Annotated in this window: 19 protein-coding genes; 13 read left to right on the forward strand and 6 right to left on the reverse strand. The window is 69.7% G+C overall.

All coding sequences use genetic code 11. The features are described 5' to 3' along the window. Positions 1-10: 10 nt before the first annotated feature. The 4 genes from D7X55_RS04345 to D7X55_RS04360 all read right to left on the reverse strand — a co-directional run bounded on the left by D7X55_RS04345 (position 11) and on the right by D7X55_RS04360 (position 5,756). Positions 11-1,114, reverse strand: coding sequence for a porin (locus D7X55_RS04345; RefSeq protein WP_121722310.1), 1,104 nt, complete (start codon positions 1,112-1,114; stop codon positions 11-13). 159 nt (positions 1,115-1,273) lie between these two features. Beyond that, entirely contained in the window at positions 1,274-2,647 is a 1,374-nt protein-coding gene (locus tag D7X55_RS04350) for a sigma-54 dependent transcriptional regulator (RefSeq protein ID WP_121722311.1), read from the reverse strand. After that, positions 2,644-5,598, reverse strand: a complete 2,955-nt coding sequence (locus tag D7X55_RS04355) for an ATP-binding protein (protein ID WP_121722312.1) — start codon at positions 5,596-5,598, stop codon at positions 2,644-2,646. Before D7X55_RS04355 ends, D7X55_RS04350 begins: the two co-directional genes overlap by 4 nt. After that, on the reverse strand, positions 5,595-5,756 hold the full coding sequence (locus D7X55_RS04360; RefSeq protein WP_171447193.1) for a hypothetical protein: 162 nt from the start codon (positions 5,754-5,756) through the stop codon (positions 5,595-5,597). Before D7X55_RS04360 ends, D7X55_RS04355 begins: the two co-directional genes overlap by 4 nt. A gap of 89 nt (positions 5,757-5,845) precedes the next feature. Here D7X55_RS04360 and D7X55_RS04365 point away from each other — a divergent pair, with 89 nt between their 5' ends. Then, positions 5,846-7,420, forward strand: coding sequence for a GspE/PulE family protein (locus tag D7X55_RS04365; protein WP_121722313.1), 1,575 nt, complete (start codon positions 5,846-5,848; stop codon positions 7,418-7,420). Here D7X55_RS04365 and D7X55_RS04370 read toward each other — a convergent pair. After that, positions 7,350-8,957, reverse strand: coding sequence for a PAS domain-containing sensor histidine kinase (locus tag D7X55_RS04370; protein ID WP_121722314.1), 1,608 nt, complete (start codon positions 8,955-8,957; stop codon positions 7,350-7,352). The genes D7X55_RS04365 and D7X55_RS04370 overlap by 71 nt on opposite strands. Positions 8,958-9,139: 182 nt before the next feature. Continuing rightward, positions 9,140-9,712 carry a dihydrofolate reductase family protein gene (locus tag D7X55_RS04375; protein WP_120549898.1) on the reverse strand — a complete coding sequence of 191 codons (573 nt, stop codon included), beginning with the start codon at positions 9,710-9,712 and terminating at the stop codon, positions 9,140-9,142. A 107-nt stretch (positions 9,713-9,819) separates the two neighbouring features. Here D7X55_RS04375 and D7X55_RS04380 point away from each other — a divergent pair, with 107 nt between their 5' ends. The 12 genes from D7X55_RS04380 to D7X55_RS04430 form a co-directional block, all read left to right on the forward strand. Then, positions 9,820-11,052, forward strand: a complete 1,233-nt coding sequence (locus D7X55_RS04380; RefSeq protein ID WP_121722315.1) for an AHH domain-containing protein — start codon at positions 9,820-9,822, stop codon at positions 11,050-11,052. Next, on the forward strand, positions 11,045-11,629 hold the full coding sequence (locus D7X55_RS04385; RefSeq protein ID WP_121722316.1) for an imm11 family protein: 585 nt from the start codon (positions 11,045-11,047) through the stop codon (positions 11,627-11,629). The genes D7X55_RS04380 and D7X55_RS04385 overlap by 8 nt, the downstream gene beginning before the upstream one ends. Positions 11,630-11,741: 112 nt before the next feature. Next, positions 11,742-11,882: a hypothetical protein gene (locus D7X55_RS44495; protein WP_233609575.1), complete on the forward strand. Its 141-nt coding sequence runs from the start codon at positions 11,742-11,744 to the stop codon at positions 11,880-11,882. 27 nt (positions 11,883-11,909) lie between these two features. Then, entirely contained in the window at positions 11,910-12,974 is a 1,065-nt protein-coding gene (locus D7X55_RS04390; RefSeq protein ID WP_233609576.1) for an AHH domain-containing protein, read from the forward strand. Continuing rightward, on the forward strand, positions 12,967-13,551 hold the full coding sequence (locus D7X55_RS04395) for an imm11 family protein (protein WP_233609577.1): 585 nt from the start codon (positions 12,967-12,969) through the stop codon (positions 13,549-13,551). Before D7X55_RS04390 ends, D7X55_RS04395 begins: the two co-directional genes overlap by 8 nt. Before the next feature lie 112 nt (positions 13,552-13,663). Continuing rightward, complete coding sequence (locus tag D7X55_RS04400) at positions 13,664-14,896, forward strand: AHH domain-containing protein (protein ID WP_121722317.1); 1,233 nt, start codon at positions 13,664-13,666, stop codon at positions 14,894-14,896. A 5-nt stretch (positions 14,897-14,901) separates the two neighbouring features. Further along, on the forward strand, positions 14,902-15,474 hold the full coding sequence (locus tag D7X55_RS04405; RefSeq protein WP_121722318.1) for an imm11 family protein: 573 nt from the start codon (positions 14,902-14,904) through the stop codon (positions 15,472-15,474). Position 15,475: 1 nt separating this feature from the next. Next, the gene (locus D7X55_RS43230) at positions 15,476-16,060 is read left to right on the forward strand and encodes an imm11 family protein (protein WP_158626312.1); all 585 of its coding nucleotides are present in this window, start codon (positions 15,476-15,478) and stop codon (positions 16,058-16,060) included. An 11-nt stretch (positions 16,061-16,071) separates the two neighbouring features. Further along, a complete protein-coding gene (locus D7X55_RS04415) occupies positions 16,072-17,271 on the forward strand; it encodes a P1 family peptidase (protein ID WP_121722320.1) in 1,200 nt (399 codons plus the stop codon). A 71-nt stretch (positions 17,272-17,342) separates the two neighbouring features. Further along, a complete protein-coding gene (eis, locus tag D7X55_RS04420; RefSeq protein WP_121722321.1) occupies positions 17,343-18,530 on the forward strand; it encodes an enhanced intracellular survival protein Eis in 1,188 nt (395 codons plus the stop codon). 76 nt (positions 18,531-18,606) lie between these two features. Further along, positions 18,607-19,581, forward strand: a complete 975-nt coding sequence (locus D7X55_RS04425; protein WP_121722322.1) for an NAD(P)-dependent oxidoreductase — start codon at positions 18,607-18,609, stop codon at positions 19,579-19,581. A gap of 11 nt (positions 19,582-19,592) precedes the next feature. Beyond that, positions 19,593-19,813, forward strand: a 221-nt coding sequence (locus D7X55_RS04430) for a WGR domain-containing protein (protein WP_121722323.1), incomplete at its 3' end; no start/stop codon positions are given.

The raw sequence follows: 19,813 nt of genomic DNA on the forward strand, positions 1-19,813 counted from the left end.
GCGTGCGTCCTCAGTAGAAGAGCTGGAGCTGGGCGGTGCCGGTGATGCCCGTGGTCGCGTGGGCGAGGTCTCCCGCGCGCGACACGGCCACCTCCGTCTTCAGGTTGAAGGTGTGCTTCTGGAACCAGAGGTTGAGGCCGGGCCTGAACGTGAGCAGGTCCGTGGCGTCCACGCGGCCGTTGAAGTACTCGCCGGTGAAGACGGGCTCGACGATGCCGATGCGGTAGCCCAGCTCCACGAAGAAGCCGGTGCCGCTGCGCACGTTGTCGAAGCCCTGCTGCCAGGAGAAGACGTTGCTCTGGAAGACGAACTCCTGGTTGTCCCCCACGGGGATGTCCAGGAACACGTCCGCCGCCAGGGCCACCGCGTCGTGCACGCCGGAGGCGGTCGCGATGGCGCCGTACTGGTAGTCCCCGCCCACGCCGAAGGACAGCATCGGCTGGTCCGTGAAGTAGATGCCGCGCAGGAACTGGTCGGTCTCGTGGCCCCAGACGTTGTAGCGGACGTGGCCCACGACGCGCGGCAGGTCGTCCGCGTTGACCGTCTGGCCGTTCTCCAGCTTTGCGCCCTCCACGCCGTTGAGGATGGCGGCGCGGTACGTCCAGGGGCCGGCGAAGCCGCGCACCTGCACGCCCATGTCGCGCCACACCTTGCCCACGCCTGGCGGGTAGCGGATGAGCTCGGAGTGGTAGTCCACCGTCTGGAGCGCGATGGCGCCCTGCAGCGCGTGGTGCGACAGCGGCGCGAGGATGAAGCCCGCCTCCACCCACGTCTTGTCGGCGAACTCGTACGCGACCGTGGCGTCCTGGATGTAGAAGGCGACGCTGTAGTCGCCGTTCTTGCCGAAGTTCGGCTGGTCCGTGTCGATGAAGAACGACAGCTTCTTCGTGATGGACCCGAAGACGAGCAGCCGCACGCGGCGCAGGAAGAAGTCAGTCCCCACGCCGCCCGTGGGCGCGCCGTCCTTCACCAGCTGCATCTGCGGATGCAGCAGCACGTCCACGCTGAGGACCGCGTCCTCGCCCAACTGAATCTTGCCCGCCGCCGCCGGCAACGCGGTCAGCAGGGCCGTGAGCACCAACAACCGCGACAGGGCATGGGGGATGGGGCGCATGGGTCCCCATCCCCTGAGCAACGCCCGTTCCACCCGGGCGCGCTCCGGGTTTCAGGACCTTGGAGGTTGGCTCGGCGCGTCAGGATGTGGCGGAAGGTGACAGGACGTTACCCCCCGTAACGATTCGTGCAGCGCGTCGTAACACCCGGGGTGGCGGTGTCAGGCGCGGGTGCGCGGGATGCCCAGCCGCTGGCGCTTCTCCCAGAGCGTCTTGCGGCTGATGCCCAGCCGGCGCGCCAGCTCCGTCTCGCCCATGCGGTCCTGATGCTCCAGCACGAAGCGGCGGAAGTACTCCTCCATGGAGTCGGGCGAGCGTGGGTCCTCGCTGGCCGGGACGGGCGGGAAGTCCGTCTCCTCCAGCGCGGGGACGCCCGGTCCGCCCGGCGGCTCCAGGGCCAGCAGGTCGGCGGTGATGAGCGGCCCGTCCGCGAGGATGACCGCGCGCTCGATGGCGTTCTCCAGCTCGCGCACGTTGCCCGGCCACGGGTGCTGGGCGATGGCGGCGAGCGCATCTGGAGACAGCGAGGCGGGCGGGCGCCCGATGCGGAGGCAGGCCCGCTCCAGCAGGTGCTTCGCCAGCGCGGGCACGTCCTCGCCGCGCTCGCGCAGCGGGGGCAGGCGGATTTCAACGACGCGCAGGCGGAAGTAGAGGTCCTGGCGGAACAGCCCCTCCTGCACGCGGCGGGGCAGGTCGCGGTGCGTGGCCGCGAGGATGCGCACGTCCACCTTGCGCGAGCGCGTGGCGCCCACCCGCCGCACCTCGCCGTCCTGGAGCATGCGCAACAGACGCGCCTGCGCGGGCGCGGGCAGCTCCCCAATCTCATCCAGGAAGAGCGTGCCGCCGTGCGCCGCTTCCACCAGGCCCGCGTGCGCGGCCTGCGCGCCGGTGAAGGCGCCCTTCTCGTGGCCGAACAGCTCGCTCTCCAGCAGGCCCTCCGGAATGGCGGCGCAGTTGACCGCGATGAGGGGCCCTTCCGCGCGCGGGCTCTGCGCGTGGACGGCGCGGGCCACCAGCTCCTTGCCGGTGCCGGACTCGCCCAGCACCAGCACGGTGGCGGCGGAGGGGGCCACCTTGCGCACGCGCTCGAACACGTCGCGCATGGCGGGGGAGTTGCCCACCATGCCGCCGGGGGACCAGGTCTGCTCCACCTCTCGCTTGAGGGCGGCGTTCTGGCGGGTGAGGCGGCCCTCGCGCAGCACGCGCTCCACCTGGAGCAGCAGCTCGTCGTGGTCGAAGGGCTTCGCGATGTAGTCCACCGCGCCCAGCTTCATCGCGTCCACGGCGGACTTCACCGTGGCGAAGCTGGTCATGATGAGCACCGGCACGCCCGGACACAGCGCGATGATGTCCGTGCCCGGCGGCCCGGGCAGGCGCAGGTCGGAGATGACCAGGTCGAAGGCGTCCAGCGCGTGCTCGGCGGCGGCCTCTGGCACTGCGCCCGCTTCCGCCACGTCGTGGCCCGCGCGGGTGAGCAGCCTTCGCAGCTCCGTGCGGATGATGGGTTCGTCCTCGATGACCAGGATGCGGCTCAAGCGGAGGCCTCCTGCTTCAGCGCGTCCGCGCGGGGCAGGCTGAGCGTCACGCGGGTGCCGCCGCCGGGGCGGCCCTCGATGCTCAGCGCGCCTCCGTGCTCGCGCACGATGCCCTCCACCAGCGCGAGGCCCAGGCCGGTGCCTTCGCCGGGCTGCTTGGTGGTGAAGAACGGCTCGAAGATGCGTTGCGACAGCTCCGGGGCGATGCCGTGTCCCCGGTCCTCCACCTGGATGCGCACCTGGTCTCCCGAGGCTTCCGCCAACAGGTCCACGCGCGAGCCCGCGGGCGACGCGTCGATGGCGTTGGTCAAGAGGTTCACCAGCACCTGCTCCAGCCGCTGCGCGTCGCCGCACACCTCCAGCCCCTCCGGGCTCTGGAGCGTGCACGAGACGTCACGCGCCTTGCGCGACAGCCGGGCCAGCTGCGAGGCCTCCGCCAGCAGCGGGCCCACCGCCACGCGCGTGAAGGGCCGGGACTCGCCGCCCACCGTGCCCGCGTGGCCGAAGCCCACCAGCGCCCGGACGATGGCGTCGATGCGGCGGCACTGCTGGAGGATGAGCCCCACGCGCTCGCGCACGGCCTCCGGATCCTCCAGCTCATACTTGAGGTTCTGGCTGATGCTGGCGATGGCGGTGAGTGGATTGCCAATCTCATGCGCCACGCCCGCGGCCACCCGGCCCAGCGACGCCAGCCGGTCCTGGTGCGCGAGCCGCGCGTCCACCGCCTTGCGCTCCGTCCAGTCCTCCACCAGGAACGTGATGCCCGTCTCCGCGCCATTGGCCCCGTCCGAGGGCGCGAGCCGCGAGCGGTGCAGGCGCAGCGAGCGCTGCTTCCCGCCCACCATCACGCGTGCCTCGTCGTCGCCGCCCGGCGCGCGCGCGAGCCCGGAGAACAGGGGGCCCCACGGCTCCGGCAGGCGCGCGAGCGGCTGGCCCCGCGCGGAGTCCATGGGCACGCCCGACAGCGCCTCCAACGCGGCGTTCCAGATGACGACCTCGCCGTCCGGGCCCATGGCGCACACGCCCAGGGGCAGGTCCTCCAGGATGCGGTAGAGGTAGCGGCGCACGACCTCCAGCTCGCGCAAGGGGCCGCGCATGTCGCGCGCGTCGCGCAGCCGCTCCTCCACGAAGCGCAGCTGATCCGCCAGGGCCGTGCGCGTGCCGGGGTCCAGCCGCAGCGCTTCGCCCACCGCGAGCCGCGCCAGCACCGGGCCGATGAGGCCGGAGAGGTTGCGCTCCACGCCGTCGCGCAGGCGGCGCAGCTCCGCGGGGCGGCGCTCGTCGGGGGACAGCTCCAGCGCCTCGCGCGCGCGGTCCACCTCCGCCGCGGCCACCTGCGCGCCCAGCACGGGCTCCAGCTGCCGGCGGAACTCCTCCGGGGAGCTGGCCGCTACGCTGCCCTCGGCAAGGCCCGGCGCCTCGCGCGCGCACACCCGCGCGGCCTCGCGCTCCTCCGCGGACTGGCGCGTGACGAGCGACACCGCCACGAAGCACAGCGCGTTGAGGGCCAGCGAGGTGAAGGTGGCGAAGCCCCAGGGCTCGTCCGCGCTGAAGCCCAGCTTCACGGAGAGCTGGTTGGTCCACGCCACCAGCGAGGGCGGCTCCCACAGCGGCGCAATCAGGGTGAGGGCCCACGTCGTCCCGCCCGCCAGCAGCCCCGCCAGCAGCCCCGCGCGCGTGGCCTTGGGCCAGGTGAGGAGGCCCAGCACGCCCGGCGCGAACTGCGCGGTGGCGACGAAGGACACGAGCCCCAGGTCCACCAGGCCCATGGCCCGCGTGTTCAGCAGCCGGTAGAAGCCATAGCCCGCGAGGATGACGGCGGCGATGAGCACGCGCCGCGCCCACAACAGCCACCCGTACAGGTCGTCGCGTCCGCGTGCGGTACCCAGGGGCAGCACCAGGTGCGTCAGGCACATGGGCGCGAGCGCGAGCGTGGTGACGATGACCATGGCGCTCGCCGCGGACACGCCGCCCAGGAACGCGACGAGCGCCAGCAGCGGGGCGCCCTTCGAGATGGGCACGGAGAGGACGTGGAAGTCCGCGGGCCAGGGCAGGCCCAGCGCTTCGCCGGACCACAGCAGCACGGGCACCGCCAGGTTGATCAGCAGCATCAACAGCGGGAAGGCCCACGCGACGGTGGCCAGCCCGTCGCGCTCCGGCGCCTCCGTGAAGGCCACGTGGTACTGCCGGGGCGTGAGGAAGGCGGCGATGGTGGAGAGCACCAGCAAGGGCGCCCAGGACGCGTCGCGCGCGGGGCGCTGAAGGGCCTCCACCGCCTCCGGGTGCAGGGTGAGCCAGGCGTTGAGCCCGCCCACGCCGCCGAAGACGGACACCACGCACCAGCCCGCGACGATGAGCAGCGCCAGCAGCTTCACGCCCGACTCGAAGGCGATGGCCAGCATCAGCCCTTCATGCCGCTCGCGAGGGGCGGGGTGGCGCGCGCCGAAGAGGAGCGCGAAGACGATGAGCACGCCGCAGAAGCCGGGCCCCACCAGCGCGGGGGACGCCGCGGGGCTCAAGAGGCGCGCGGACTCCACGACGGCGCGAATCTGGAGCGCCAGGTAGGGCAGGCTGCCGGCCAGCGCGAACAGCGTCACCGCCGTGCCCGTCACCTGTCCGGGGTAGCGGAAGGCCAGCAGGTCCGCGAGCGAGGTGAGCTGCAACTCCCGCGTCAGCCGCAACAGCGGCCGCCACAGCACCGGGGCCAGGAGGCACGCGAGCGTGAGGCCCAGGTAGATGCCCAGGTAGCGGAAGCCGTGGCGGGCCGCGTAGCCCACGCTGCCGAAGTAGGACCACGACGTCGCGTACACACCCAGGGCCAGCGCGTACGTGAGCGGGTGCTGGGTGATGCGCGGGGAGATGCGGCCTTTCTCCGCCGCGTAGGCCACCAGGAACAGCGCGCACAGGTAGGCCACGGAGGCGATGACGAGCGGGCCTGGCCCCAGCGTCATGGACGCAGGCTCCGGTGCGCCACCCACCCGCCCAGGGCGATGACGCCCAGCCACACGAGGAAGGGGAGCGACGCGGGCGCCCCTTCCGCCAGCCAGAGCCTGCGCAGCGGCGAGCCGAACAGCAGCACCGCCACGGCGAACACCAGCAACGACGGCATGGCGGGAGGGTCCGCGGGGGGCCGCGACATGCCTTGAAGGATAGCAGCCCTGGCGGGCCTCGCGGGGGGCCGTGATAAGCCGGCGGGCCATGGCTCCCCCGGACGTGCCCCCGTTCTCCGAACTGCCCCAGTTCACGCTGGACCGTGAATCGCTGCGCCTGCTCCCCGAGTCCTTCTGCCGCCGCCTGGGCGTCGCGGTGATGGGCAAGGTGGACGCGGCCAACGACACGGAGCCGGTGACGGTGGCGATGCTGGACCCGGGGGACGAGTCCGTGCGCTACCGCATCGCGGACTTCCTGCGCCGGCCGGTGCGGCCCGTGCGGCTCAACCGCTACGAAATCGACTCCGCGCTGGAGGTGGGCTTCGGCGCGGGCGTGCACGCGTCGGTGGACGTGGTGCTGAAGGCGGGCACGCCGCTGTCACAGCGCCCCACCGCGGTGGAGCTGGTGAACCACGTGCTCCAGGTGGCGGTGGCGCAGAACGCGTCCGACATCCACGTGGAGAGCTACACGGACGACGTGGACCTGCGCTACCGCGTCGACGGCATCCTCCACCAGACGTACACGGACATCTCTCCGGACTCGCTGCCGGAGGTGGTCAGCCGCATCAAGGTGATGGCGGGGTTGGACATCTCGGAGAAGCGGCGCCCCCAGGACGGCCGCCTGCGGGCACTCTATGAATGGGACGGCGGGCGGAAGTTCGTGGACTTCCGCGTGAGCGTGGTGCCCTCCCCGGCGGGCGAGGACGTGGTCATCCGCCTGCTCGACGCCACGGTGGGCCTGGTGCCGGTGGAGAAGTTGGGGATGACGCCGGAGCTGCAGGCCACGGTGCTGCGGCTGTTGGGCAATCCGGAGGGGCTGGTGCTGGTGACGGGGCCCACGGGCAGCGGCAAGACGACGACGCTGTACGCGGCGCTGGCGCGGCTCAACGACGGGCGCAAGAAGATCATCACCGCGGAGGACCCCATCGAGTACGTGGTCCCCAAGGTGAACCAGAAGCAGGTGTCGCCGCAGATGCCGCACCTGACGCTCCTGCGCGCGCTGTTGCGGCAGGACCCCAACGTGATGCTGGTGGGGGAGATCCGCGACCTGGAGACGGGCAGCACCGCGCTGATGGCGGCGGCCACGGGGCACGTGGTGCTGGGCACGCTGCACACGGCGGATGCCATTGGCGCGGTGAGCCGCCTGCGCGGGCTGAAGCTGGAGGACGGCGACATCGCGGAGGCGCTGCTCGCGGTGCTGGCGCAGCGGCTGGTGCGGCGCATCTGCCCGGAGTGCTCCGCGCCCGCCGCGCCGACGGCGGACCAGCTGGCGCTGCTGGGGCCGCTCCTGGACGGCGTGCAGCCCCGGGCGGGGCAGGGCTGCGAGGCGTGCCGCCACACCGGCTTCAAGGGACGCGTGGGCCTGTTCGAGCTGCTGGTGGTGGACCCGGAGCTGCAGCTGCTCATCGCCACCGGGGCGCCGGGGGTCCGCCTGCGCCAGCACGCCCGGGCGAAGGGCTTCCGCACGCTGGTGGAGGACGCGCTGGCGAAGGTGGCGGACGGGGTCACCACGCTGCATGAGCTGACGCGCGTGGTGCCCTACCGCTACATCCTCACGGCTCGGGAGGAGCGCCAGCTCCAGGCTCAGGCGGCAGGTCCGGGCCCGGGGGCAGCATCACGGTGAACGTCGAGCCCTCGCCGGGCGCGCTGCGTACCTGCACGATGCCATTGTGGGCTTCGATGATCTGCTGGGTGATGAAGAGGCCCAGCCCCAGGCCGCCGTAGTTGCGCTCGGAGACCGCGCGCACGAAGCGCTCGAAGACGCGCGGCTGGTCCTCCATCGGGATGCCGATGCCCTCATCCCTCACGCTCAGCACGGCGAGCCCTGCCTCCATGCGCACGCGGATGTGGACGGGCTTGCCCGCGCCGTACTTGAGCGCGTTGGTGAGCAGGTTGGTGATGACCTGATCCACCCGGGACCGGTCCCAGTGGCCCGGGGTGGGGGTGGGGGCCTCCAGCGTGACGACGCAGCCGACCTGCGCGGACTGGGGCGCGTAGCGGGCCACCACGTCGCGCGCGAGCGAGGCCAGGTCCATGGGCGCCCGGTCCAGCCGCAGCTGGCCCATGCTGATGCGCGACACGTCCAGCAGGTCCTCGATGAGGTCGGACAGCTTGCGCACCTGCCGGCGGGCCACCTCCAGGTCGCGGGAGATGCGCTCCACGGGCAGCGTGGCGGAGGGGTTGTTCTCCACGGTGCGCAAGAGGGCGGTGAGCTTGAGCTGCAGCGGGGTGAGCGGCGTCTTCAGCTCGTGCGAGGCGACGGAGAGGAACTCGTCGCGGGCGCGCACGGCGTCGCGCAGCATCTCCAGCTCGCGCCGCTCCTGGGACTGTTTGCGCTGGGTGATGTCGCGCGTCACCTTGGCGAAGCCCCGGAGGTTGCCCGCCGGGTCATGCAGCGCGGTGACGACGACGCTGGCCCAGAAGAGGCTGCCGTCCTTGCGGACGCGCCAGGCCTCCTCCTCGAAGTGGCCTTCCCGGGCGGCCACCTGGAGGGCGTACCAGGGCTTGCCCCGCGCCACGTCCTCCGGGGGGAAGAAGCGGCTGAAGTGCTGGCCGATGATCTCCTCGGCCTTGTACTGCTTGAAGCGCTCGGCGCCGGCGTTCCAGGTGGACACGCGGCCGTCCACGTCGAGCATGTAGATGGCGTAGTCCTGGACCTGCTCGACGAGCAGGCGGAAGCGCTCCTCGCTCTGCAAGAGCTGCTCCTGGGCCTGCTTGTGCTCGGTGAAGTCGCGCACCACCTGGCCGTAGCCCACGAGCTGGCCCTGTGAGTCGCGCATCGCGGTGATGACGACGTTGGCCCAGAAGAGGCTGCCATCCTTGCGCACGCGCCAGCCCTCCTCTTCGAAGCGGCCCTCGCGGCAGACGATGTCCAGGTGCTGCTGGGGCTTGCCGCGGGCCACGTCCTCGGGCGGGTAGAAGCGGCTGAAGTGCTGGCCGAGGATCTCCTCGGACTGGTAGCCCTTGATGCGTTCGGCGCCGGTGTTCCAGCTCATGATGAGGCCCGCCGGATCCAGCGTCAGGATGGCGTAGTCCTTCACGCTGTCGATGAACAGGCGCAGCTGGGTGGCCATGTCCCGGGCCGCGCTGGGATGCGCGAACGCGATGTCGCCACCGCTGGCGGACGAGGGAGGCTGGCTGTCGTCCAGGGGACTTCTCATAGACGGTCCAGAGTAACGCACGGGGAGGGGACAGCGGGGGGGAACGGTGCAGTGGATCCATCCACCATCCAACCCTGCCGGGAGACCGGGCTTCCGAGCAGAGCGGAAGCTCACACCCTGCGTGGAGAACCCGTGGATTTTCAAGGCCGCATTGTCCCCAGGTCCAATACGGGGCGGCCGGGCTAGGGCTTGAGGTGGTCGTAGCTCAGGAAGACGACGCCACAGTCGACCGTGCGCGTGCCTGTGAGGCGCAGGCGGTGGGGTGCGAAGCCCGCTTCGACGAGGCGGATGCCCTGGCCGACGATGACGGGGTTCACCTTGATGATGAACGCGTCGATTTCAGGCATCAGCTCGGCGGCGAGCGCGCCACCCCCGCACAGCCAGATGCCCAGGCCGTCGCGCGCCTTCAGTTCGCGCACGGTGGCGAGCGGCGTGCTGGAGAGGTGGACGGCGGGGTCGGGGCTCTTCGTGAGGGTGCGGGAGAAGACGTGGTGGTCCAGGTGCGGGTACGCGTTGGTGACGCCCGCGTCGAGTCCGACCTGATAGGTGTTGCGGCCCTCCAGCACGGTGTCGAAGTGCCTGCCCGGGCCGGTGATGCCCTTGAAGGCGCGGTAGCCGGCGGGGAGCGTCTCCGGGTACTCGGCGGCGATGGCGTCGAAGTAGTCCGGCTCCGTGCTGAAGTAGTCGTACGCACCGGTGGGCGAGGCGATGAAGCCGTCGAGCGAAGTGGCGACGTAATAGGTCAGTTTCCGCATGGGCGTGCTTCCTCCGGAAACCAGGGCTTAGCACCGGCTGGGCGGGAGCACCTGTTAGAAAGGCATTGGCTGGTTGCCTGCACGGCAATCCCGGAGGAGGCGGTGCCATGAAGCTCTGGGCAATGGCCGTGCTGCTGTGGCTGACGGCGGGCTGCGCGACGACGCGCGTGGTGAACCTCGACACGGGGCAGGGCCGGCCCATCGCCTATACGCCGGTGGAGACGCGGCCGGTCCGGATGGACGAGGAGGCGTTCAAGGACGCGGTCACGCAGCTGGTGCTCGCGCTGAAGCTGGACGTCGCGCTCCGGGAGGACGGCCGGCGCTCGCTGCTGGCGTCGGTGGGAGGCATCGTCGCGGGGGCTCAAGGCCGGCAGGTGCTCCGTTTGGGTGATGGCTTCTCCCTGGACCCGATGGAGCGGCGGAGGCTGGCGCTCTCCTTCGCGCTCGACACGGTCTGGGAGGGAGTGGCGGAGGCAGTGGAAGACCTGCTGGATCCCGTGGCGCTGCAGGCCATGGTCACGACGATGATCGGCACCGCGATGGTGATGCTGGTCGCACCGGAGCCCATCACCAAGCTGGTCGCGGTGGTGTTGACGGCTTCGCTCATCGCGTATCTGGGAACAGGTCCTGTGTGGAACATGGGGCAGGCGTTCTTGCGGCTCATGGACGAGTCGCGGGATGCGCGGGACGAGGCCGGCCTCAAGGAGGCGGGACATCGCTTCGGGCGTGTCCTGGGAGCCAACGGAGCGCGGGTCCTGGTCATCGTCGCGATGACGGCACTCGGTGGCAGGAGCGCGATGGCCGCGCAGGGACCAAGGCTGCCGGGCTTCCCGCAGGCGGCGTTGAGGGCGGAGGTGGAGGGTGGATTCCAGCTGTCGAGAGCGCTGGCCGGTGAGGTGCGGTCCATCTCCGTGTCGTCGGCGGGAGTGCTCAACGTCACGCTGGCGCCCACCGCCGTGGCGGCTGTCGCCATGGGACCCGGAGGCGGCGGAATCCAGGGCGACCCCGAGGGAGATGTTCATCACATCTGCACGGACAAGAACGAGGTGTCGGAGCAGTCAGGCGGTCCGTGGACGCCCCTCTTCGAGCCGTTCTTCGAACAGGCGGGGATGAGCCTCAACGACCCCGCGAATCTGGTGCGGATCAACGGACACCGAGGGCCGCATCCTGCGGAGTACCATCAAGCGGTGTTCAATCGACTCAGCCAGGTAATGGCGAAATGCAGAGGCGTCGCGCAGTGCCGGACTGCGTTGGTGGACGTCCTGACATCCATCGCGAAGGACCTGACGACCGCGGGCACACGCATGCGAAAGCTCATCACCAGGGATCCCGATGCATGATGTGAAGGAACGACGGTTCTTCGACCTGTGTATCGATGTGTACGTACCGGGGCGCTGGTACTTCAAGACACCGATCCATGTGGACGGTCAGCCCTTGGATGACCCCTGGGTGTTCACGGATGGGGTGTTCATTCCCGACCCGGGCCCGCTGCGTATTCCGCTCTCCCGTCATGGGAAGCCCCTGGACTTCACCACCACTGGCGTAGGGGTCGCGCCCGTTCTCAGTCCTCGGACCGCAGAAGTTTTTCGCGCGCTGGCCCCCAACGACGTGCAGCTTTTCCCCGTGCAGGTCGAGGGCCAACCCGAGCCCTATTTCCTCTTGGTCGCAACGCGTACGGTTCGCTGCGTTGATGAAGTGGCGAGTGAAGAGGTTCAACTCTGGAAGCCAGAGAACGGGCAACCCGAGAAGGTGGGCCAGTATCTGGCCATCGCTGGATTACGTATCGACAAGACAAGAGTCGCTGACGAACGGGTGTTTCGTCTGTGGGGATGGCGGCCCGCGCTCATCGTCGATGGCGAACTCAAGGCCGCCCTGGAACAGACCGGCATCGTGGGAGGACAGTTCGTCGAGGTGTAGAACCCGAGCCCATGGAACTCCGTCCCGCCGTGCCCCGCTTCAATGGAAACTTGCCGTTCGATAGGCAAGCGAGACGCGTGGGGCTGACCGATGCGATCAGCGTGGAGGGCGCATGAAGCTCTGGGCAATGGCCGTGCTGCTGTGGCTGACGGCGGGCTGCGCGACGACGCGCGTGGTGAATCTCGACACGGGGCGGGGCCGGCCCATTGCCTATACGCCGGTGGAGACGCGGCCGGTCCTGATTGACGAGTAGGCGTTCAGGGACGCGGTCACGCAGCTGGTGCTCGAGCTGAAGCTGGACGTCGCGCTCCGGGAGGACGGCCGGCGCTCGCTGCTGGCGTCGGTGGGAGGCATTGTCGCGGGGGCTCAAGGCCGGCAGGTGCTCCGTTTGGGTGATGGCTTCTCCCTGGACCCGATGGAGCGGCGGAGGCTGGCGCTCTCCTTCGCGCTCGACACGGTCTGGGAGGGAGTGGCGGAGGCAGTGGAAGACCTGCTGGATCCCGTGGCGCTGCGGGCCATGGTCACGACGATGATCGGCACCGCGATGGTGATGTTGGTCGCACCGGAGCCCATCACCAAGCTGGTCGCGGTGGTGTTGACGGCTTCGCTCATCGCGTATCTGGGAACAGGTCCTGTGTGGAACATGGGGCAGGCGTTCTTGCGGCTCATGGACGAGTCGCGAGATGCGCGGGACGTGGCCGGCCTCAAGGATGCGGGGCATCGCTTCGGGCGCGTGCTGGGAGACAACGGAGCACGGGTCCTGGTCATCGTCGCGATGACGGCGCTCGGTGGCAGGAGCGCGATGGCCGCGCAGGGACCACGGCTGCCGGGCTTCCCGCAGGCGGCGTTGAGGGCGGAGGTGGAGGGTGGGTTCCAGCTGTCGCGGGCGCTGGCCGGTGAGGTGCGGTCCATCTCCGTGTCGTCAGCGGGAGTGCTCAACGTCACGTTGGCTCCCACCGCCGTGGCGGCCGTCGCCATGGGACCTGGAGGCGGAGGGATCCAGGGTGACCCCGAGGGAGATGTCCATCACATCTGCACGGACAAGAACGAGGTGTCTGAGCAGTCAGGTGGACCCTGGACGCCGCTCTTTGAATCTTTCTTCGAACAGGCGGGAATGAGTCTGAATGACACGGCGAACTTGGTTCGAATCAACGGGCACCGAGGACCTCATCCTGCGGAGTACCATCAAGAAGTGTTCAATCGACTCAGCTTGGCGATGGCAGAATGTCGAGGCGTCGCGCAGTGCCGGGTTGCGCTGGTGGACGTCCTGGCGGCCATCGCAAAAGACCTGACAACCGCAGGCACCCGCTTGCGCAAGCTCATCACCCGGAATCCCGATGCCTGACGCGATGAAGCGGCGGTACTTCGACCTGTGCATCGACGTGTATGTGCCGGGGCGGTGGTACTTCAAGACACCGACCCACCTCGACGGTCAGCCACTGGATAATCCTTGGGTGTTCACGCGTGGGACGCCCATCCCCGACCCGGGCCCGCTGAGTATTCCGCTCTCCCGTCCTGGGATTGCCCTGGACTTCACCACCACTGGCGTAGGGGTCGCGCCCGTTCTCAGTACTCGGGCCGCAGAAGTTTTTCGCGCGCTGGCCCCCAACGACGTGCAGCTCTTCCCGGTGCAGGTTGAAGGACAGGTCGAGCCCTATTTCCTCCTGGTCGCGGCGCGCACGGTCCGGTGCGTTGATGAGGCCGCGAGTGAAGAGTTCAAGCTCTGGACTCCTGAAGACGGGCAGCCCGAGAAGGTCGGGGGATACAAGTACGTTGCCGGGCTGCGTATCGACAAAGCCAGGGTCGCTGACGAGCGCGTGTTCCGCCCATGGGGACTTCGCTCCGCTCTCATCGTCGATGGAGAACTCAAGGCCGCCCTGGAACAGACCGGCATCGTGGGAGGACAGTTCGTCGAAGTGTAGAACCCGGGCCCATGGAACTCCGTCCCGCCGTGCTCCGCTTCAATGGAAGCTTGCCGTTCGATAGGCAAGCGAGACACGTGGGGCTGACCGATGCGATCAGCGTGGAGGGCGCATGAAGCTCTGGGCAATGGCCGTGCTGCTGTGGCTGACGGCGGGCTGCGCGACGACGCGCGTGGTGAACCTCGACACGGGACGGGGCCGGCCCATTGCCTATACGCCGGTGGAGACGCGGCCGGTCCGGATTGACGAGGAGGCGTTCAAGGACGCGGTCACGCAGTTGGTGCTCGAGCTGAAGCTGGACGTCGCGCTCCGGGAGGACGGCCGGCGCTCGTTGCTGGCGTCGGTGGGAAGCATCGTCGCGGGGGCTCAAGGCCGGCAGGTGCTCCGTTTGAGTGATGGCTTCTCCCTGGACCCGATGGAGCGGCGGAGGCTGGCGCTCTCCTTCGCGCTCGACACGGTCTGGGAAGGAGTGGCGGATGCAGTGGAGGACCTGCTGGATCCCGTGGCGCTGCGGGCCATGGTCACGACGATGATCGGCACCGCGATGGTGATGCTGGTCGCACCGGAGCCCATCACCAAGCTGGTCGCGGTGGTGCTGACGGCTTCGCTCATCGCGTATCTGGGAACAGGGCCTGTGTGGAACATGGGGCAGGCGTTCTTGCGGCTCATGGACGAGTCGCGGGATGCGCGGGACGTGGCCGGCCTCAAGGAGGCTGGGCATCGCTTCGGGCGTGTCCTGGGAGCCAACGGCGCGCGGGTCCTGGTCATCGTCGCGATGACGGCGCTCGGTGGCAGGAGCGCGATGGCCGCGCAGGGGCCACGGCTGCCGGGCTTCCCGCAGGCGGCGTTGAGGGCGGAGGTGGAGGGTGGATTCCAGCTGTCGAGAGCGCTGGCCGGTGAGGTGCGGTCCATTTCCGTGTCCTCAGCGGGAGTGCTCAACGTCACGTTGGCGCCCACCGCCGTGGCGGCCGTCGCCATGGGGCCCGGGGGCGGCGGAATCCAGGGCGACCCCGAGGGAGATGTTCATCACATCTGCACGGACAAGAACGAGGTGTCTGAGCAGTCAGGTGGACCCTGGACACCCATCTTCGAAGACATCTTCCAGTCCGCCGGACTGAAACTCTCCGATGCCGCGAATCAGGTGCGCATCCAGGGGCACCGGGGGCCTCATCCTCGCGAGTACCATGTAGAAGTGCTGCGCCGGCTCCGACTCGCCATGCAGGGATGCCAGGACACCGGGCAATGCCGGGCCGCCTTGGTTGACGAACTCGCGAGGATCGCGAGAGAGCTCGTGACTGCGGGGACCAAGCTGCGGAAGCTCGTCACGAAGAACCCGCAGGGGTAGCCACCATGCCGCGACACTTCTTCGAACTCGACTTCGACATCGACGCGCCGGGCCGCTGGTATCTGCGGGAGCCCACCGGCCTGAATGGAAAGACGGTTCCGGATATCTGGGCGTTCGTGTCCGGGAAGGCCGTCACCGAGCCTGGGCCGCTGCGTGTGCCGCTGTCCCGGCCCGGCCAGCCGCTGGACTTCGACAAGACGACGGTGGCCGGAACGCCCATCGTCAGTGGCCGCATCGCATCCGTGTTCCGGGAGTTGGCCCCGGACGACGTTCAACTCTTCCCGGTGGAAATCCAGGGGCAGGCCGAGCCCTTCTACCTGCTCAACGTAATGCGCATGATCCGCTGCATCGACGATGCCGCTTGTGAAGAGGCACGACGCTGGACGCCCGAGGACGGACGTCCCGACAAGGTGGGGGAGTACCATGTCGTTTCCGGCCTGCGCATCGACGCCTCGGAGGTGGGCAGTGCCGCCGTCTTCCGTCCCTGGGGATACCTCCTGCCCATCATCGTCAATGGACAACTCAAGGCTGCCCTGGAACAGACCGGCATCGTGGGAGGACGGTTCGTCGAGGTCTGAAATGGCTGATGCAAAGGAACGGCAGTTCTTCGAACTGGACATCGATGTGTATGTACCGGGGCGCTGGTACTTCAAGACACCGACTCAGCTCGATGGCCAGCGATTGGATGACCCCTGGGTGTTCACGCTCGGGGAGCCCATTCCCGACCCTGGACCGCTGCTGATTCCTCTCTCCCGGCCCGGGAGCCCCCTGGACTTCACCTCCGCTGGGGTGGGGTTCACACCCATCCTCAGCGCCAGGACGGCTGACGTGTTTCGCGCGGAGGCTTCCCGCGACGTGCAGCTCTTCCCGGTGCAGGTCGAGGGGCAGCACGAGCCCTATTTCCTCCTGGTGGCCACGCGCACGGTCCGTTGTGTTGATGAAGTGGCGAGTGAAGAGGTCCAGTTCTGGAGACCTGAAGACGGTCAGCCCGAAAAGGTAGGGGGATACAAGTACGTTGTCGGGCTGCGTATCGACAAAACACGGGTCGCTGACGAGCGCGTGTTCCGCCCGTGGGGATTCCGGTCCGCGCTCATCGTCGATGGACAGCTCAAGGCCGCCCTGGAACAGACCGGCATCGTGGGAGGACAGTTCGTCGAAGTGTAGAACCCGGGCCCATGGAACTTCGTCCCGCCGTCCTCCTGGGCCTGCTGTGCCTCCTGCCAATCACAAGCACCGCGCGTCCCCGGTCCAGTGACCTGGGCATCCCCTTCGGCGGACAGCCGGGTTCGCTCAATGCCATCACCGACGTGAAGGGCGTGGAGGTGGGCCACGTCACGCTGAACACCGGCACCTCCGTCCGGACCGGCGTCACCTCCGTGCTGCCTCGTGGCCGGGAGGCCATTGCCCAGCCTGTCTTCGCCGCGACCTTCGACCTCAATGGCAGCGGTGAGATGACCGGCTCCCATTGGGTGAAGGAATCCGGCCTGCTCTCCGGCCCCGTGATGATCAGCGACACCCACGCCGTGGGCGCCGTGCACGAAGGCGTCATCACCTGGGCCCAGAAGCGCGACCTCACCTGGGAGCTGGGCCTCCCCGTCGTCGCGGAGACCTGGGACGGCTTCCTGCACGACATCGATGGCTTCCATGTCCGCCCTCCGCACGCCATGCAGGCGCTCGACGCCGCGCGCTCCGGCCCTGTCGCCGAAGGCTCCGTCGGCGGCGGCACGGGGATGATCTGCCATGGTTTCAAGGGCGGCATCGGCACGTCCTCCCGCAAGCTGCCGGCGGAGCAGGGCGGCTACACCGTCGGCGTGCTCGTGCAATGCAACTACGGCAGCCGCCGCCTCTTCTCCGTCGCCGGCGCTCCCGTGGGCGAGGAGATTCCCGACCTGCGCTCCTGCTACTTCGGAGACACCGCGCCGAAAGGTCCCTACCGCGCCAACCTTCCGCCGTGCTCGAAGCGCGCCAGCGCCGGTCCGCCCCCGCCAGAAGGCATGGGCTCCATCATCGTCGTGGTGGCCACCGACGCGCCGCTCCTGCCGCACCAACTGGACCGCCTGGCCCGCCGGGTGCCGCTCGGCATCGGGAAGATGGGCGGCCTGGGAGAGAACTCCTCCGGCGACATCTTCCTCGCCTTCTCCACCCAGCCCGTGAGCACCACGGAGGTCGCGCCCGTCTCCATGCTCGACAACGAGCGGATGACGCCCCTCTTCGAAGCCACGGTGCAGGCCACCCAGGAGGCCATCCTGAACTCCATGCTCGCCTCCGACACGATGACCGGCTTCCAGAACGTGCGCGTCCATGGCCTGCCACCCGAGCGGCTGGTGAAGGCCCTGCGGAAGTACGGTCGCCTGCCCCCGAAGCCCACGAAGTGACAGCGCGCTTCCCCGCGCTCCATCCGCTGCGCCATGCTCGCGCCGCCTGACGTCAAGCAAGGGGATGCGGGATGGAGAAGGACGCCTACGGACCACCGAGGGATGAACAGGAGCTGTCCGCCATCGCGGACATCATCGCGCAGGCGTTCGCCATGCCGCTCGCGGACTCCGAGACCGTGGTGCGCAAGAACTTCTCCGAGTCCTCCCTGCGCATCCTGCGCGTGAACGGCGAAGTGGCCGCCACGCTCACCCTCATCCGCATGGGCCAGTTCCTCGGCGGGCGCTCCGTGCCCCTCATCGGCGTGGGCGGAGTGGGCGTCGCTCCCGCGCACCGGGGCGCCGGCGCCGCCACGCGCCTCTTCCATCACTTCCTGCGCGAGATGCGCGACGAGGGCGCCCCCCTCTCCGTCCTCTATCCCGCGACCCAGCCGCTCTACCGGCGCGTGGGCTACGAGGTCTCCGGCGCGCGCTACGAAATCCACGTGGACGCGGCCTCGCTGGAGCTGGGGGAACGCTCGCTGTCCCTGCGCCCCCTGCGCCCGTCCGACGACGCGGCGGTGGAGGCGTGCTACCGGCGCTTCGCCTCCCAGCACCACGGCTGGCTGGACCGCGGGGACTACATCTGGCGGCGCGTGCGCACGCCCCGCAACGACACCGCCTATGGCTACGTCGTGGAGGGCGCCTCCGGCATCGAGGGCTACGTGTACCTCGTGCGCGGCCTCTCGCCCCAGGGCGCCGTGCCCACGCAGGCCGTCAAGCTCACGGACCTCACCGCCACCACGCCCGCCGCCGCGCGCCGGTTGCTGCGCTTCCTCGGCGACCACCGCTCGCTGGCGCGGGACGTGATGTGGTTCGGCGGCGCGGACGAACCGCTCCTCGCGCTGCTGCGTGAACAGACCTACCAGGTGAAGCTCTCCATGCACTGGATGACGCGCCTGCTGGACGTCCCCAAGTCGCTGGAGGCGCGCGGCTTCCCTCGCGGCCTCTCCGGCGCGCTCCACCTGGACGTGGAGGACGACCTCCTCCCGGAGAACACGGGGCGCTTCGTGCTGGAGGTGGAGGGCGGCACCGCCCGCGTCCGGCCCGGTGGCGACGGAAACCTCAAGGTGCACGTGCGCGCCCTCGCCCCGCTCTACACCGGCTTCCTCACGCCCCGGGCGCTCCAGCTCGCCGGCATGCTGAGCGCGGACGACGCGTCGCTCGACACGGCCAGCGCCCTGTTCTCCGGGCCCGCGCCCTCCCTGCGCGACATGTTCTGACGCGCGGGCCCGGGCTACCCGGGCCCCTTCCGGGAGTGGTAGGAGCGGCGTCCTCGGACGTCAGGAGGCTTCACACGTGCGCGCGTTCGTCACCGGTGGCTCGGGGTTCGTCGGGAAGCACCTGCTCAAGGCGCTCGCGAAGCGCGGAGAACCGGCGCGCGCGCTGGCCCGCTCTCCCGCCGCCATGGAGGCCGTCCAGGCCGCGGGCGGCGAACCGTGGGAGGGCGACCTCTTGGATCCGGAGCGCCTGCGCCTGGGCATGGAGGGCTGCGACACCGTCTTCCACTCCGCCGCGCACGTGAAGCTGTCCGGCCCCCGCGCGGCCTTCTACGAGGCCAACGTGCGCGGCACGGAGGCCGTGCTGGAGGCGGCGCGCGCGGCCGGCGTGAAGCGCTTCGTGCACGTGAGCACGGAGGCCGTGCTGGTGGACGGCGGCCCCATGAAGAACCTCCACGAAACCCACCCGCTGCCCGAGCGCCCCGTGGGCCCGTACCCGTCCACCAAGGGCCAGGCCGAGCGGCTCGTGCTCCAGGTCAGCTCACCGGAGTTCACCACCGTCGCCGTGCGGCCCCGCATGGTCTGGGGACCCGGGGACACCACCCTGCTGCCCACGCTGGTCGCCGCGGTGAAGTCCGGGCGCTTCCGCTGGATTGACGGCGGGCACTACCTGACGTCCACCTGCCACGTGGCCAACGTGGTGGAGGGCATGCTCCTGGCCGCGGAGAAGGGGCAGGGGGGACAGGCGTACTTCCTCACCGACGGCCCGCCCGTGGAGTTCCGCGCCTTCGTCACCGCGCTGCTCAAGACGCAGGGCGTGGAGCCCAGGGACAGGTCCATGCCCACCGCGCTGGCCGCGACGGTGGCCGTGGTCAGCGACTTCGTCTGGGACCTCCTGGGCCTCAAGAGCGCGCCGCCGCTGTCGCGCACGGAGCTGCTGCTCGCGGGCCAGGAGGTGACGGTGAGCGACGAGAAGGCCCGGCTGGAGCTGGGCTACACGGGCAGCGTGTCGCGTGACGAGGGACTGCGCGCACTGGCCGCGAAGCTGGAGTAACCTCCGCGTCCATGCGCAGGTTCGAATTCGTCGACGGCAACAGCTCCAAGTTCTGGGTGCCCGAACTCCAGGGCGCCACCTTCATCGTGACCTACGGCCGCATCGGCACGGCGGGCCAGCGCAAGGAGAAGGTGTTCCCGGACGAGGACGCCGCGCAGAAGGAGTACAACAAGAAGGTCGCGGAGAAGGTGCGCGAGGGCTACGCCGAGGTGACCTCCGGTGAGGCCCCGCC

The organism is Corallococcus sp. AB049A (assembly GCF_003668885.1).
GTDB classification, from domain to species: domain Bacteria; phylum Myxococcota; class Myxococcia; order Myxococcales; family Myxococcaceae; genus Corallococcus; species Corallococcus interemptor.